Origin of the sequence: Phyllobacterium phragmitis (genome assembly GCF_002980495.1) — a bacterium.
Taxonomy (GTDB): domain Bacteria; phylum Pseudomonadota; class Alphaproteobacteria; order Rhizobiales; family Rhizobiaceae; genus Paramesorhizobium; species Paramesorhizobium phragmitis.
The window spans coordinates 45096-59306 of record NZ_PVBR01000016.1 but is presented as its reverse complement, the minus strand read 5'-3'; the positions used below and the strand labels follow the sequence as shown (position 1 = coordinate 59306).

The window sequence follows — 14211 nt, the reverse complement described above, 5'->3', positions numbered from 1 at the left end:
TACCGAAAAAGGCATTGACCGCCCAAGATATGATCTCGTGCGAGGTGTTGCTCTGCAGGCAACGCCTCGTTCCCTGCCAAAGGATAACCCTTCAACATCATTGCGGTTGGCGGCTCCGGCGCAACGCACTGCGTCGAACGATCACAGATACGGAGCGGACTGCTCCGTATCTGTCCGGATCTTGAAGCAACCGTGCAAAACACCCCTTAGAACAACGATCCCTGGCCGCCGCTCGTCTTGGCCGGTTTCGGCTGTGCCTTCCTCGGCCGACTTTCGCTCGATGGTCTGCTCCCGCCGGTTGCGACGGTCTGTACGTCGCCGTCACGGAAACGAAGCGCCAGCGCATCGCCGGAATGAACCGATGCGGCCAGTTTCACCGGATTGCCCGCTGCATCGAAAACGATGGCGAAGCCGCGTTCCAGCACGCTTTCATAGGAGAGCGTTCGCATCAGGCGCTCGAGCTCGCCGCTTCTGCGGTTCTGTTTTTCGAGAATGAGATGCACGGCCCGGTCGCGCCTGCGATCGAATTGGCCCAGCACATGATATGCCCGTTCGGCGTGGCGGCGGATCGGCTCGGGCGAGAGCCGTCCGGCAGGCACGGAAAAGCGGCTGCGCCGTTCGCGCAGATAGGCTTTGAGACAATTCGGCAGGCGGCTGGCCGTCGTTTCGGTCTGGCGCCGTCGCTCGGTGATGCGGCGCTGCAGGAGACGCGGCGACAATTGCCGTGCGTGACCGCCGAAACCCGTCCGCTTCTTCTGCGTGTTTGCCTGGAGCGCCCGTCCGAGGCGGGCGGCGGATTCGTCGAACCGCCGGCGCGACAGCGCCAGAAACTGATCGGCGGAGGGAAGGGCGCGGGAAAGCGCGCGCTGCGTCTGCCGCCGCTGGCTGAGAAAACGTGACATGCCCGACGACAATCTTGCCGCGAGCGAGGCGACCGTCGCCTGCAGATCGGCCTTCACCGGAACCGCCATTTCGGCGGCCCCCGTCGGCGTCGGCGCACGAATATCGGCGGCAAGGTCGATCAGCGTCCAATCCGTTTCATGTCCCACCGCCGAGATGACGGGAATATCGGAGGCGGCGACCGTCCGCACGACGATTTCATCGTTGAAGCCCCAGAGATCCTCCAGGCTCCCGCCGCCGCGCGCGACGATCAGCACATCCGGCCGGGGAAGGGGACCATCCGGCTGAAGCGCATTGAAGCCGCTGATGGCGGCCGCGACCTCCGGCCCCGAGGTGTCGCCCTGGACCCGGACCGGCCAGACGATGACATGGAGGGGGAAGCGGTCGGTGATGCGGTGGATGATGTCGCGGATGACCGCGCCGGTCGGCGAGGTGATGACGCCGATGACGCGCGGCATATAGGGCAAAAGCTGCTTGGCCGCGGCATCGAACAGGCCTTCGGCGGCGAGCTTGCGCTTGCGCTCTTCGAGAAGCGCCATCAGCGCGCCGGCTCCCGCCGGCTCCATCTGCTCGATGACGATCTGGTATTTCGACGAGCCGGAATAGGTGGTGAGCTTGCCGGTGGCGATCACCTCCATGCCTTCCTCGGGCAGGAAGCGCATCCGGCTCATGCTGCCGCGCCAGATCACCGCCTCGATGCGCGCCCGGTCGTCCTTGAGCGAGAAATAGGCGTGGCCCGAGGAATGCGGCCCGCGATAGCCGGAAATTTCCCCGCGCACCCGGACATGGCCGAAAGCGTCCTCGACCGTGCGCTTCAGCGCGCCGGAAATCTCGGAGACGGTATATTCGGCGACGTTCGAGGTCGAATCGGGCGTATCGTTCATATCTTTATAGGGGCTCTCCCGGTCCGGAAGGTCAATAGTGAGATCCCATCATTAACATTGATGCAATCTTCACATGAATTCAATGGACGTGATAGGTTTGCCGCGCGATATGGACCATATGCCGACTGACACAACAGCAGATCCCATCGATTTGAAACAAGCCATTCGCCTGCAGGACCGTGCTTTCGAGCCTTTCGATTATGGGCTCTACGCAATGACGGTCTTTGCCTGGAGCCTCTCGTGGTATGCGCTGAGCGTTCAGGCGGGAAGCGGCGTTGCCAATGAGGTCAACATCGTCTGGCGCTTCCTCATTGCGGCGCTCATCATGTTGGTCTGGGCGGTGGTCTCCAAACAGCGCTTGAAATTCGCTTTGCGTGATCATCTGGGCTTCGCCGCGCTCGGCGTTCTGCTTTTTTCCTCGAATTTCCTGCTCTTCTATTATGGCGCCCAATATCTGGTGAGCGGTCTTCTCTCGGTCGTCTTCTCGCTTGCCTCCATCATCAATCTGGTGCTCTCGACGGTGGTCATGCGCGAACCGCCATCATCACGGACGCTGATCGGCGGGCTGATGGGCTTCGGCGGCATTGCCTTGATGTTCCTGCCGGAAATGCAGGCGCACGGCTTTACCGGCAAGACCCTGGTCGGTCTTGGCCTGTGCATCGCCGGAACGCTCTGCTTCTGCACGGGAAACCTGATTTCCGCCCGGCTTCAGAAGCGCGGCCTGCCGCTGATCTCGATGAATGGCTGGGGCATGGTCTACGGCACCCTTTGGGCTGCATTTCTCGCCGTTGTTTTCGGCAAGCATTTCACCGTCGCGTGGACCGGCGAATATCTCGGCTCGCTGGTCTTCCTGGCGGTCGTCTCGACGGTGCTGGCCTTCTTCGCATATCTGACGCTTCTCGGCCGCATCGGCTCCGCCCGCGCCGGCTACGCGACGGTGATGTTTCCGGTCTTCGCGCTGATCGTCTCGACCATCCTCGAGGGCTACCAATGGACAGTGCTTGCCGTCGCCGGCCTGCTTTTGGTACTCGCCGGCAATCTTTTCGTCATCCGCGGAAAGAGATAAGCAAGTCCAGGAAAGGTGGAAGGCTTACCACCCCGGCACGAGCTCGCTCGAGCGCACTCGCCGCGTGCGCACATTGGTGGTGAGCTGCGTGATGTCCGATGTGGCGAGGCCCGCCTGCGCGGGCGAGGAGATATTGTCGAGGCTTTCGATGATATGCTGCGCCAGCGCGTCGATGATGGCGGTCTGCTTGCTGTGGCCGCGCATGATGCCGATCCCGAATTCCGGCAGCTTGCCGAAGCCTTCCGGTTCACCCAGGACCCGCATTCCGGGGCGCAGCGCGCATTCCGGCAGGATGGAAACGGCAAGGCCGGAAAGCACCGCAGCCGCCAGGACGGTTGCCGACCAGCTGGTAAAGAGGATGCGATAATCCCGCCCCGCCGTATCGAGCACGTCGGTCGCCGAACGCCGCCATATGCAGGTCGGGCGCCCCACGGCAAGCGGCAGCACTGCCTGCTCGTGGACGGCATGGTTTGCCGATGTGACCCAGAGCAGCGGCTCGCTGCGCACCACTTCCGAACGGCGCTTGTCGTCGCATTGGGTGACCAGCGCGATATCGAGCGTTCCCCGCCTTATCATCTCGTCGAGATTGACGGTCGGCTCGCACACGACTGACAGTTCGACGCGGGGATTGGAGCGGGCGAACCGCGCCATGATCTCCGGCAGGAAACGGTCTGCATAATCGTCCGGCGTGCCGATGCGGACATGGCCTTCGAGCTGCGTGTCGTCGAAGGCGGCAACGGTCTCGCTGTTCAGATGGATCATCCGCCTGGCATAGATGAGAAGCCGCTCGCCATCTTCCGTCAGCCGGTTGGTGCGCCCGTCGCGCTCGAACAGCGGCTTGCCGATCCGCTCTTCCAGCCGCCGCATCTGCATCGAAACGGCCGACTGGGTCTTGAACACCACGTTCGCCGCCCGGGTGAAGCTGCCGGAATCGGCAATGGCGATGAAGGTCTGCAACTGATCGAGATCGAGCGGGGCGGTCATGAGCTTATCCATCATCAATATTGAACAATAACATTAGAAACATTCGTTTGAATAATCAATAAGCCTGCCTCATAACATCCATGTTCACGAAAAAGGCGCGCAGCTTCGAAAAAAAGCTGCGCAACGAGCGTGCGGAAATGCTTTCCGTGCGGTGGATTTTCTTATGCTCACGCGCCCCAAGGAGAACGGCGATGACGACGATAAAGACGACGACCGTGAAGTTGCCTGCCGCGACCGGTTTTGCTGCGATGATGACGCAGACGGCCACGCACGCCTTCAATATGGTGGTGAAGTTTTTCGTCGTGCGCCGAAACCGTGCGGCGATCCTCGGATTGGGCGATTTGGACGATCACATGCTGAAGGATATCGGCATCAGCCGCTCCGATCTACACGCGGTTCTCGGTTATTCCTATCTGGATGACCCGAGCAGCGCGCTCGGAGACCTGGCTGATGCCCGCGTCCGGCAGCAGGCGGTTCGCAGCATTTCGCTCTAAGCATGTCGCCCGAAAGTGGGAACCGGTTTCGGGATAACGACATGCGTCAAAGACAAAGTTCCCAAGGCAGGCGGCCACCCCATTCACAAGCCGGATCCCCTCCCGGCTTCGCCTGCCACCTGCCCGGCCGTGCTTTCACGGCCGGGCTTTTTTATGGTGAATAGGGAATTGTGAAATAGTAATATTGAACAGGAGTTGGCGGATAGCACCCTTTTCCATTCACCATTCACCATTCACCATTCACCATTCACTAATAAGCATACTCAAGGAAGATCGGCTCGATGGAGCTGCCCCAGACGCTATGATACTGGCTCAGCATCTTCTCGGCATCCGTCGTGCCGCGCGCGACGATTTCCTCGAGCGGCGCCAGATAATGGGTCTCGTCGAAGCCGTCGCTGTTGAGGCGATTGCGGTTTTTCAGGCCGAGATGTGAAATCTCCAGCGTTTCACGGGCGATATCGCGCACGGCGCGATTGCGGAAAATGGCGTTGAGCCCTTGCGCCGGCACCGCATCGCGCAGCTCCTGCACCTCTTCATATTGCCAGTCGCGGGTCAGATCCTCGGCGGCATTGAGCGCTTCGGCATCATAGAGCAGGCCCACCCAATAGGCGGGCAGCGCGCAGATGCGCCGCCACGGTCCGCCGTCGGCGCCGCGCATTTCGAGAAAACGCTTCAGCCGCACTTCCGGGAAAAGCGTCGAGAGATGATTGGCCCAGTCGCCCATATTCGGCATGCCATCAGGCACCTCGTCGCGCAAAGCGCCATTCATGAACTGGCGGAACGTCACATGCGTGGCGTCGTAATACTGCCCCTCGCGCAGGACGAAATACATCGGCACGTCGAGCGCCCAATCGACATAATCGGCAAAACCGAAATCCGGCGAGAAGACGAAGGGCAGAACGCCGGAACGCTGGTTGTCCGTATCGCGCCAGATATTCGAGCGCCATGATTGCAGGCCGTTCGGCTTGCTCTCGGTGAAGGGGGAACTGGCGAACAGCGCCGTCGCGATCGATTGCAGCTTCATCGAAACCTGCATCTTGCGGCGCATGTCGGTTTCCGACGCGAAATCGAGATTAACCTGGATCGTGCAGGTGCGGTACATCATGTCGAGACCCTCATGCCCGACCTTGGGCATGTAGTTCGTCATGATCTTATAGCGCGATTTCGGCATGATTGGCGTTTCCGCCAGCGTCCATTTCGGGCTGCCGCCCGTGCCGAGGAAGCGAATGCCGAGATGATCGGCGATCTGGCGCACCTGGGACAGATGGGCATTCACCTCGCGGCAGGTCTGGTGGATGGTCGAAAGCGGCGCGCCGGAAAGTTCGAACTGGCCACCCGGCTCGAGCGAGATCGCGCCTTGTCCGGTCGGCTCTACAAGGCCGATGATATTGCCTTCGTCGATGATGGGATCCCAGCCGAGCTTGACCCGCATCCCTTCGAGAATGGCGCGGATGCCGCGTGGGCCTTCATAGGGGACGGGGCTGTTGTCGGCGGTGTAGAACGGAAATTTCTCGTGTTCGGTGCCGATGCGCCATTGCTCTGCCGGCTTGTTGCCCGCCGCCAGGTAGGACACCAGTTCGTCCGTTGAGGTGATCGACGTTTCATCCGTGGTGTCGCGCGCCATGCCCTGCCGTTTCTCTAAACCCCTGACTCTTTGGTTGGTGATTGGACGGTTTTGTCAAACTGCGCAAGTGAATTCCTTTTATGCGTCGATCAAGGCAAATTGATTATTAGGGGAGTAGGAGAGTAAGGGAATAAGTGAGTAAGGGGGAGGGCACGCTTGTAATAAGAACATATTCCCCTATTCCCGTACTCCCCTAAAATTCCAGTCGCCGATCGTGGCCTGCACCAATGCCAGCGCCGCCACGGCCGCTGTGTCGGCGCGCAGGATGCGGGGACCGAGCGGAATGGCGGTGACGAAGGGCCGGCGGTGCAACACGCTACGCTCTTCCTCGGAAAACCCACCCTCCGGGCCGATGATGAGGCCGAGCGGTCCCGGCCCGAGCGATTGCAGAAGCGGCAGGGGATTATCCGTCTCATGCCCCTCGTCGCAGAAGATCAGGCGGCGGGACGGTTCCCAATCATCGAGCAGCCGGTCGAGTTTCACCGCCTCGCGGCATTCGGCAAGGCTCAGCACGCCGCATTGTTCGGCGGCTTCCACCGCATTGGCGCGGATGCGCTCGATGCCGATCTTCGGAACCTGCGTGTGCTGGGTGATGACGGGCTGCAGCACGCCAGCGCCCATCTCGACCGCCTTCTGCACCAGATAATCCAGCCGCCCCTGCTTCAACGGCGCGAAACAATAGACGAGATCCGGGTGCTCCGTCTGCGGCCGCGTTTCTTCCAGCACGTCGAGCCCGACGCGCTTTTTACCTTCGACGCGAAGCCTGGCTTTCCACTCGCCGTCGCGGCCGTTGAAGAGGAGAATTTCATTGCCGTCCTTCATCCGCAACACATTGGCGAGATAATGGGCGGCCTCGGCTGGAGGCGATATCTGCTCGCCGCCGCCAAGCGGGGCATCGATGAACAGTCTGTGCATTCTATAATTCGCGCGCATGGATTCATCGATGGCAGAGCAGGGGCCATGCGGTCAAGTCAGGCCTCTTTTGGACCGGTCTGCCGCGTGCTATAAACGGCCCGGCCGCGGATGTCGCCGGCATGGCGCTCGCCCGCGCCTGGGTGCGGCAGGTTTAGCCACACGGAAACGTTGCTCTCCTGCCACAGGGGTCGGTCAAAGCCCTCCAATTTGTGGAAATCTAAAATCCAACCCTCACCGTTCAGTTGTCTGTAACGAATTGCGGGTGTACTTGGCTGACGCACCGGCGGCGACCTGATGATCCGGATATTCAACCGGGCGCATTCTTCGCCGCAATGACAATACTGAAGTTTGTGGAGACGTTAGAAATGACTGCCAAGAGCGCCACGCTCCTCACCGTTCTCATGATCTCTGCCATCCTGTTCATGGCCACCGGCATCTTTTCGGTCGATGCGGGCAATAATCAGGTATCAAGCGACGGATATGGCATCTCGTCCGACTTTCATTGATCTCTGATCTCTATGAACTCATGATCGCGCTTCGATGAAGCGCTTGGCCCGACCGTCGATGACGATGGCGCTGAGCCGGCCCGAATGCCAGGCAAAAGTATCGAGATTGACCCTGTTGGATCTCACATCGACTGCCTCAAGCGGCGTATGGCCATGGATGACCACCTTCTCGAACGGCTCCGTCCAGTCGAGAAATTCACGCCTTATCCAGATCAGATCGTCGGGATCCTGCCTGTCGAGCGCGATACCCGGCCTGATACCTGCGTGACAAAAGAAGAAATCGCCGAAGATAAGAGCGCGCGGCAAATGTTTGAGAAATGCGACATGCGCCTGCGGCACGGCACTGACCAACGCGACATAGCCTTGATCGACCGAATCAGGATCGTTGAAATCGATCTCCACGCCGTAGGAAAGCGCCGTTTCGCGCCCGCCATTATTGGCAAAGACGCCGTCTGGCTCGGCAAGTGCCAGGAAGTCCAGAAAACTCACCTCGTGGTTCCCGGCGAGGATCAGATTGCGGTCGTCTTTTTCCCGCGCATCGATCAGGAAATCCAGAACGGCCTTTGAAGCCGGGCCGCGATCGACATAATCGCCCAGATGCACGATCCGCCAGTCGTGAACGGGATTGTCGGCGAGATCGGCGCGGATCAGCCCGTGCATTCTGGCCAAGAGATCCGCCCGCCCGTGAACGTCGCCAATGGCGTAAAGGCGAAGGCCCTCAGGCCCCGCTGCTTCGGGAAGTGTGACTGACTTCATGAGTCCTGACTTGTGCTGGCGTGCCCCGTAATGGGACTGGGATGGGGAACGCCGGAACTGCGTTGGGTGAGCCGCAGGCGCGAGACCTGCTGCCATGAATAGCTAAGCTCGGCATCGTGCATGGCACGCTCGATGAAATCAATATGCGCCTCCACCGCCTTGCGCGCAGCCGAGGGATCGCCGCCGATCACGGCATTGAAAATGGCACGGTGCTGCGCCAAAAGCATCCCGCGCGCGCCGGGAAAGCCATAGATCAGCGCGCGGTTGTAGAATACGCCGTCGGCCAGGAGCCTGTAACAGGATCGCAGCGTGTGCAGGAGCACGATATTATGCGCACACTCGCCGATCGCATTATGGAATTCGACATCGAGATGGGCTTCTTCCGCGAAATCGTCCTTGCCATGGGCGGCTTCCATCGCATCCATGATCCGCGTCAGAAGCGCCTTGTCGTCCGCCGTCGCACGCTTTGCTGCGAACTCGGCGGCAATGCTCTCGATTTCACGGCGATATTCGAGATAATCGGCGGTCGCCTTGCGGTGGCTGGCGATCAGTTCGATGATCGGCCGGGTGAAGACCTGCCCGATCACATCGGCGACGAAGGTGCCGCCGCCATGGCGCGTGACAAGAAGGCCGCGGCTCTCCAGTCTTTTCAGCGCTTCCCGCAGGATCGGCCGCGAAATGTCGAACTGCCGCGCCAGTTCACGTTCGCCAGGCAGGCGGTCGCCGACCCGCAATATGCCTTCCAGGATCAAAAGCTCGATCTGGCTGACGACATCGTCCGCCGTGCGCGAAGGCTCGATTCTGGAAAATATCTGCTCGCCCATGCAATTTCGCCAAACAATCCCGTGAGCGGGCAGAGTAGCGGTATCAGGCAAAAGTGGTCAATTGTTTTGTCCAGTTCGTACGCACTGTCCCGGGTGTTCATGGCGCGGCGAACGCTTTTTTGAGATTTTATCGGCATGGTGGCGAAATGAGCACCTGGAAGACGTCCGCGACATATCTGGCGAAACATGCCGTCATTCGCGCCGGGATGGAGGCGGTGGCGCTGACGCGCGCCGGGCGGTTCCTGCCCAATGCCGCGGGACGCGGGGTGATCTTCACGCTTCATCACGTGCGGCCGCCAACGGAACCATCCTTCAGGCCCAACGCGCATCTCTCGGTGACACCGCATTTTCTCCGGCAGGCGATCGAGACAGCCCTGGAAGCCGGGTTGGTACCGGCCCATCTGCACGACCTACCGCGGCTTCTGGCTGATCGCGACGATACACGCCGCTTCGTCTCGTTCACGCTCGATGACGGCTATCGCGATAATATCGAATATGCCGCGCCGATATTCCGCCAGTTCGCCATGCCCTATACGATCTTCATCACCAGGGGTTTCATTGAACGCAAACGGACGATCTGGTGGGAGACGGCGCAAGCCCTGCTCGGCAAGGTTTCATCTTTCACATTCGATTTCGGATCGGGGCTGGAGAGGGTGGCGAGCGCCACGCCGGCGCAAAGACATCACGCCTTTGCCCGGCTCGCGCGCTTCGTCCAGGCGGCGGATGAGGACGAGGCGGTGGCGCATATCGATGCTGCCGCGCGCGATAACGGCATCGATCCGGTGGCGATCGTCGACGATCTGGTGATGACTGGGGACGAATTGCGTGCGCTTGCCACAGATCCGCTGTTCCGCGCCGGCGCGCACACGCTCACCCATGTCAATCTCGCGCGTGTCGATGAGGCGCGGCTGGTGCGCGAGATCGGCCAATCCGCAGACGCCGTTGCTGAATGGTGCGGCTATCGCCCCGAAAGCTTCTGCTACCCCTACGGCACGCGAGACGCGGTGAGCGAGCAGACGCAAACGGCTGTCGTCGACGCCGGCTTCGCGCTGGCCGTGACGACCCGGCCGGGCGTGTTGCGCACACGCGATCCCGATACCCCGGCGCTCTTTCCCCGCGTTTCGCTCAACGGCCATTACCAGAAGAAGCGCTATGTCGAAGCGCTCCTCTCCGGCATTCCCTTTATCGGCTGAGCTCCGCCTTAGGCGGTTTTTCCCAATAGGGCACGGGACCATAGAGATCGGCGAGATAGTCGATGAAAAGCCGTACCTTGGCCGGCAGGAACTGGCGCGAGGGATAGACGGCGTGGATCGCCACCTTGCGCGTCGCTGTATAGTCCGGCAGCACCTGGACGAGCTTGGCCGCCGCCAGTTCCGGGCCGATATCCCAGGTCGAACGCTGGGCAATGCCGAGGCCGCCCAGAACCGCCTCGCGCACCACTTCGCTGGAATTGGTCTGCAACGGCCCGGCGGGGCGAAGCGTTACCGGGCCGTCCGGACCTTCGAGCCGCCAGGGATCATTGTTGTGCGGCGCAAGGCAGACGTGATTTTCCAGGTCAGTGAAATCCCCGGGGCTTCCGTGCTCCTCGATATAGCGCGGCGCGGCGACGAGGATGCGGCGCACCGGAGCGAGCCGTCGCGCCACAAGGCTCGAATCGGAGAGTTCGGCGATGCGGATCGCCAGATCATAGCCTTCGCCGACGATATCGACGATCTCGTCGGTCAGCATCATGTTGATGGAAAGATCTGAATTGGCCCGCATGAAGGGTTCGAGATGGGGCGCGATATGCATTCGTCCAAAGGTCGTCGGCGCGGAAATCTTCAGCGTGCCGCGCGCGTCAGCAGAGCGGCGCGAGACGAAGCTCTCCGCCTCCTCGACGCCCGACAGGATCGCCAGCACGCGCTCGTAATAGCCCTGGCCCGCCTCGGTGAGCGCGATCTGCCGTGTCGTGCGCTGGAGAAGCCGGGTGCCGAGGCGATCCTCCAGCCGCCGCAGCCGTTTCGAGACGACGGCGGGAGAAAGCCCCAGTTCCCGACCGGCCGCAGACATGCTGCCGCTCGATACCACCCGGGCGAAAATCTCCATATCTGCCAGATTGCTCATCATGCGTGTGTCAGGCCTCAAAAAGCCGCCAAGGGCCTATTGCCGGAAATCGGCTCGTCATGTTCTTACTACACCGCGCTATCCGTGGAAATCATCGCCTTCGAACCGCCGGATGCGTCTTTCATTCATTCCTTGAGGGAAAAACGCCTTCAACGATGCTGCGCCAGTTTGGAGCATTTACAAGTTTGTGCGCTGACAGGTAAACTGTTTTTACCACTTTGCTCATTCGGGAGAGACCATGTCCGGACTGACGATGCCGAAAGCAGACAGCAACACGCTGTCGCGACGCGCTGAGATCGTCGCCGATTTGCGCGATATCGTGCCGGGCGAGGGCGTGGTCGATGTGACCAATGAAATGCGCGCCTTCGAATCCGACGGGCTGACCGCATATCGGCAATTGCCGCTGGTCGTCGTCCTGCCGCAAACCGTGGCCCAGGTTGCGCGTATTCTTGGATATTGCCACGCCAACGACATTCGCGTCGTGCCGCGCGGTTCCGGCACCTCGCTTTCCGGAGGCGCGCTGCCGCTGGAGGACGCCGTTCTCCTCGTCATGTCGCGCTTCAACCGTATTCTGGAGATCGACTATGCCAACCGCGTCGCGGTGGTCCAGCCGGGTGTGACCAATCTCGGCATCACCCGCGCCGTCGAGCACGAGGGCTTCTATTATGCGCCCGATCCCTCCTCGCAGATCGCCTGCTCCATCGGCGGCAATGTCGCGGAGAATTCCGGCGGCGTGCATTGCCTGAAATACGGCCTGACCGCCAACAATGTGCTCGGCATCGAAATGGTGCTGATCAGTGGCGAGGTGATCCGGCTGGGCGGCAAGCATCTCGATAGCGAGGGCTATGATCTACTCGGCCTGATGACCGGTTCCGAAGGGCTGCTCGGCGTCGTCACGGAAGTCACCGTCCGCATCCTGCAGAAGCCGGAGACGGCGCGCGCCGTTCTCATCGGCTTCCCCACCAGCGAGGCGGCGGGGCAGTGCGTCGCCGACATCATCGGCGCCGGCATCATTCCGGGCGGCATGGAAATGATGGACCGGCCCGCCATCCACGCCGCGGAGGATTTCGTCCATGCCGGCTACCCCCTGGATGTCGAGGCGCTTTTGATCGTCGAACTGGATGGTCCCGAGATCGAGGTCGATCATCTCATCGCGATGGTCGAGGCCATCGCAGGCAAGAACGGCGCCACCACCTGCATCGTCTCGCAATCGGAAGAAGAGCGCATGGCGTTCTGGGCTGGGCGCAAGGCCGCCTTTCCTGCGGTCGGGCGCATCTCGCCCGATTATTACTGCATGGATGGCACCATCCCGCGCAAGGAACTGCCGAAGGTGCTGGCCGGCATGCGCGAACTCTCGGAAAAATACGGCCTGCGCGTCGCCAATGTCTTCCACGCCGGCGACGGCAACCTGCATCCGCTCATTCTCTATGATGCGAACCTGCCCGGAGAGCTCGAAAAGGCCGAGGCCTTCGGCGCTGATATTCTCAGGCTTTGTGTGGCCGTCGGCGGTGTTCTGACCGGCGAGCACGGCGTCGGCGTCGAAAAGCGCGATCTGATGCCGGAAATGTTCAATGAGACGGATTTGAACCAGCAAATCCGCGTCAAATGTGCCTTCGATGAAAAGCACCTGCTCAACCCCGGCAAGGTATTCCCGCAACTCCACCGCTGCGCTGAACTGGGGCGGGTGCATGTCCATCGAGGGCAACTGGCATTTCCGGATATTCCGAGGTTTTGACCGTGGTCGCTATACGTTCTCACCCCCCTCTGTCCTGCCGGACATCTCCCCCACAAGGGGGGAGATTACGCCTTCATAAAGGTCGCCACCAATCGCAGACATTGAACTATAGGTCGTGTTGTTCGTGTCAGCCAATCTCCCCCCTTGTGGGGGAGATGTCCGGCAGGACAGAGGGGGGTGGGCCTGTTAAGTCCCCCACCAAAAGGGGCGCCAATTGACCACCTTCACCCCCACCACCGAGGAAGCCGTCCTCGAAACCGTTCAATGGGCGCTGTCGGAGGAAACCCCGGTGGAGGTGCTCGGCCACGGCTCCAAGCGCGGCATAGGCCGGCCCTTGCAGACCGAGCATACCATCGATCTCTCCCACCTCTCGGGCGTCACGCTTTATGAGCCGGAGGAACTGGTTCTCTCGGCAAAAGCCGGAACGCCGCTTGCCGAAATCGAGACACTGCTCGCCAAGCACGGCCAGTGCCTGCAATTCGAGCCGATGGATTACGGCCCGCTTCTGGGAGGAACGTCGGGCAGGGGCACGATCGGCGGTGTCCTCGCCGCAAATCTGAGTGGCCCAAGGCGGCTCAAGTCAGGCGCCGCCCGCGATCATATTCTGGGCGTGCGCGTCGTCTCGGGCAGGGGCGAGCTGTTCAAGTCCGGTGGCCGGGTGGTGAAGAATGTCACCGGCTACGATCTCTCCAAGGGCATGGCCGGCTCCTGGGGCACGCTCGGCATCCTGACCGAGGTGACCTTCAAGGTGCTGCCCGCGCCCGAGACCGAGACGACGCTGGCCATTCGCGGCCTCGATGACGAGGAGGCGGCGCGCGCCATGGCGATTGCGCTTGGGTCGAGCGGCGAGGTTTCGGCTGCAGCCCACCTGCCGGTAACCGTCACCGGCAAGGTCATCGACGGCGCGCTTGCAGGCGTTGCATCGACGCTGCTGCGGCTGGAAGGCTTTGCGCCCTCGGTGAAGGACCGCGCGGCGAAGCTAAAAGCGCTCCTGCACCCGGCGGGCGAGATCGAGGAAATCGCCGAAGCCCAATCGCGCCGCCTCTGGCGCGAGATACGCGATTGCCTGCCGTTCGCGGATGGTACTCAGCGTTGCATCTGGCGCGTCTCGATGGCGCCGATGGAGGCGCACAAGATGGCCGCCAATCTGCGTCTCGGAGCGGGCGTCGATGCATTCTACGATTGGCAGGGCGGCCTCGCCTGGCTGCGCATGGAGGCCGACCCGGAGCCACAGGCGCTCCGCCGCCTGATCGCCCATTTCGGCGGCGGCCACGCCACGCTGGTGCGCGCGCCCGCCGCAATGCGCGCCGTGATTGATGTGTTTGAGCCGCAACCGCCGGCCTTGGCGGCCTTATCACGGCGGTTGAAACAGCAGTTCGACCCGAAGGGGATACTCAATCCGGGGCGAATGGGAACCTAA

13 protein-coding genes are annotated in these 14211 nt (G+C 61.5%); 6 read left to right on the top strand and 7 right to left on the bottom strand.

What is annotated here, in order from left to right:
* Positions 1-206 precede the first annotated feature (206 nt).
* Entirely contained in the window at positions 207-1784 is a 1578-nt protein-coding gene (gene xseA, locus C5748_RS19455) for an exodeoxyribonuclease VII large subunit (protein ID WP_105743598.1), read from the bottom strand.
* A gap of 151 nt (positions 1785-1935) precedes the next feature.
* Here xseA and C5748_RS19450 point away from each other — a divergent pair, with 151 nt between their 5' ends.
* Complete coding sequence (locus C5748_RS19450) at positions 1936-2850, top strand: DMT family transporter (RefSeq protein ID WP_245581870.1); 915 nt, start codon at positions 1936-1938, stop codon at positions 2848-2850.
* A gap of 24 nt (positions 2851-2874) precedes the next feature.
* Here the strand turns inward: C5748_RS19450 and C5748_RS19445 are convergent, their stop codons facing one another.
* A complete protein-coding gene (locus C5748_RS19445; RefSeq protein ID WP_105743597.1) occupies positions 2875-3834 on the bottom strand; it encodes a LysR substrate-binding domain-containing protein in 960 nt (319 codons plus the stop codon).
* 191 nt (positions 3835-4025) lie between these two features.
* Between C5748_RS19445 and C5748_RS19440 the strand changes: the two genes are divergently transcribed.
* Positions 4026-4328: a DUF1127 domain-containing protein gene (locus C5748_RS19440; protein WP_158259898.1), complete on the top strand. Its 303-nt coding sequence runs from the start codon at positions 4026-4028 to the stop codon at positions 4326-4328.
* 250 nt (positions 4329-4578) lie between these two features.
* Here the strand turns inward: C5748_RS19440 and C5748_RS19435 are convergent, their stop codons facing one another.
* Positions 4579-5952, bottom strand: coding sequence for a glutamate--cysteine ligase (locus C5748_RS19435; protein ID WP_105743595.1), 1374 nt, complete (start codon positions 5950-5952; stop codon positions 4579-4581).
* A 177-nt stretch (positions 5953-6129) separates the two neighbouring features.
* On the bottom strand, positions 6130-6885 hold the full coding sequence (locus C5748_RS19430) for a 16S rRNA (uracil(1498)-N(3))-methyltransferase (protein WP_105743594.1): 756 nt from the start codon (positions 6883-6885) through the stop codon (positions 6130-6132).
* Between the two features lie 347 nt (positions 6886-7232).
* Between C5748_RS19430 and C5748_RS28615 the strand changes: the two genes are divergently transcribed.
* The gene (locus C5748_RS28615) at positions 7233-7373 is read left to right on the top strand and encodes a hypothetical protein (RefSeq protein ID WP_199194842.1); all 141 of its coding nucleotides are present in this window, start codon (positions 7233-7235) and stop codon (positions 7371-7373) included.
* 18 nt (positions 7374-7391) lie between these two features.
* Here C5748_RS28615 and C5748_RS19425 read toward each other — a convergent pair whose 3' ends face one another.
* Complete coding sequence (locus tag C5748_RS19425) at positions 7392-8129, bottom strand: metallophosphoesterase (RefSeq protein WP_105743593.1); 738 nt, start codon at positions 8127-8129, stop codon at positions 7392-7394.
* Entirely contained in the window at positions 8126-8953 is an 828-nt protein-coding gene (locus C5748_RS19420) for an FCD domain-containing protein (RefSeq protein ID WP_105743592.1), read from the bottom strand. The genes C5748_RS19425 and C5748_RS19420 overlap by 4 nt, the downstream gene beginning before the upstream one ends.
* A gap of 146 nt (positions 8954-9099) precedes the next feature.
* Here C5748_RS19420 and C5748_RS19415 point away from each other — a divergent pair, with 146 nt between their 5' ends.
* Positions 9100-10146 carry a polysaccharide deacetylase family protein gene (locus tag C5748_RS19415; RefSeq protein WP_105743591.1) on the top strand — a complete coding sequence of 349 codons (1047 nt, stop codon included), beginning with the start codon at positions 9100-9102 and terminating at the stop codon, positions 10144-10146.
* On the opposite strand, the gene C5748_RS19410 is transcribed toward C5748_RS19415, so the two are convergent.
* Positions 10136-11059: a LysR family transcriptional regulator gene (locus C5748_RS19410; protein ID WP_105743590.1), complete on the bottom strand. Its 924-nt coding sequence runs from the start codon at positions 11057-11059 to the stop codon at positions 10136-10138. The two genes, C5748_RS19415 and C5748_RS19410, sit on opposite strands and share 11 nt — an antisense overlap.
* A 235-nt stretch (positions 11060-11294) precedes the next feature.
* Between C5748_RS19410 and C5748_RS19405 the strand changes: the two genes are divergently transcribed.
* Positions 11295-12791: an FAD-linked oxidase C-terminal domain-containing protein gene (locus C5748_RS19405; protein WP_105743589.1), complete on the top strand. Its 1497-nt coding sequence runs from the start codon at positions 11295-11297 to the stop codon at positions 12789-12791.
* 214 nt (positions 12792-13005) lie between these two features.
* Positions 13006-14211, top strand: coding sequence for a glycolate oxidase subunit GlcE (gene glcE / locus C5748_RS19395; RefSeq protein WP_105743588.1), 1206 nt, complete (start codon positions 13006-13008; stop codon positions 14209-14211).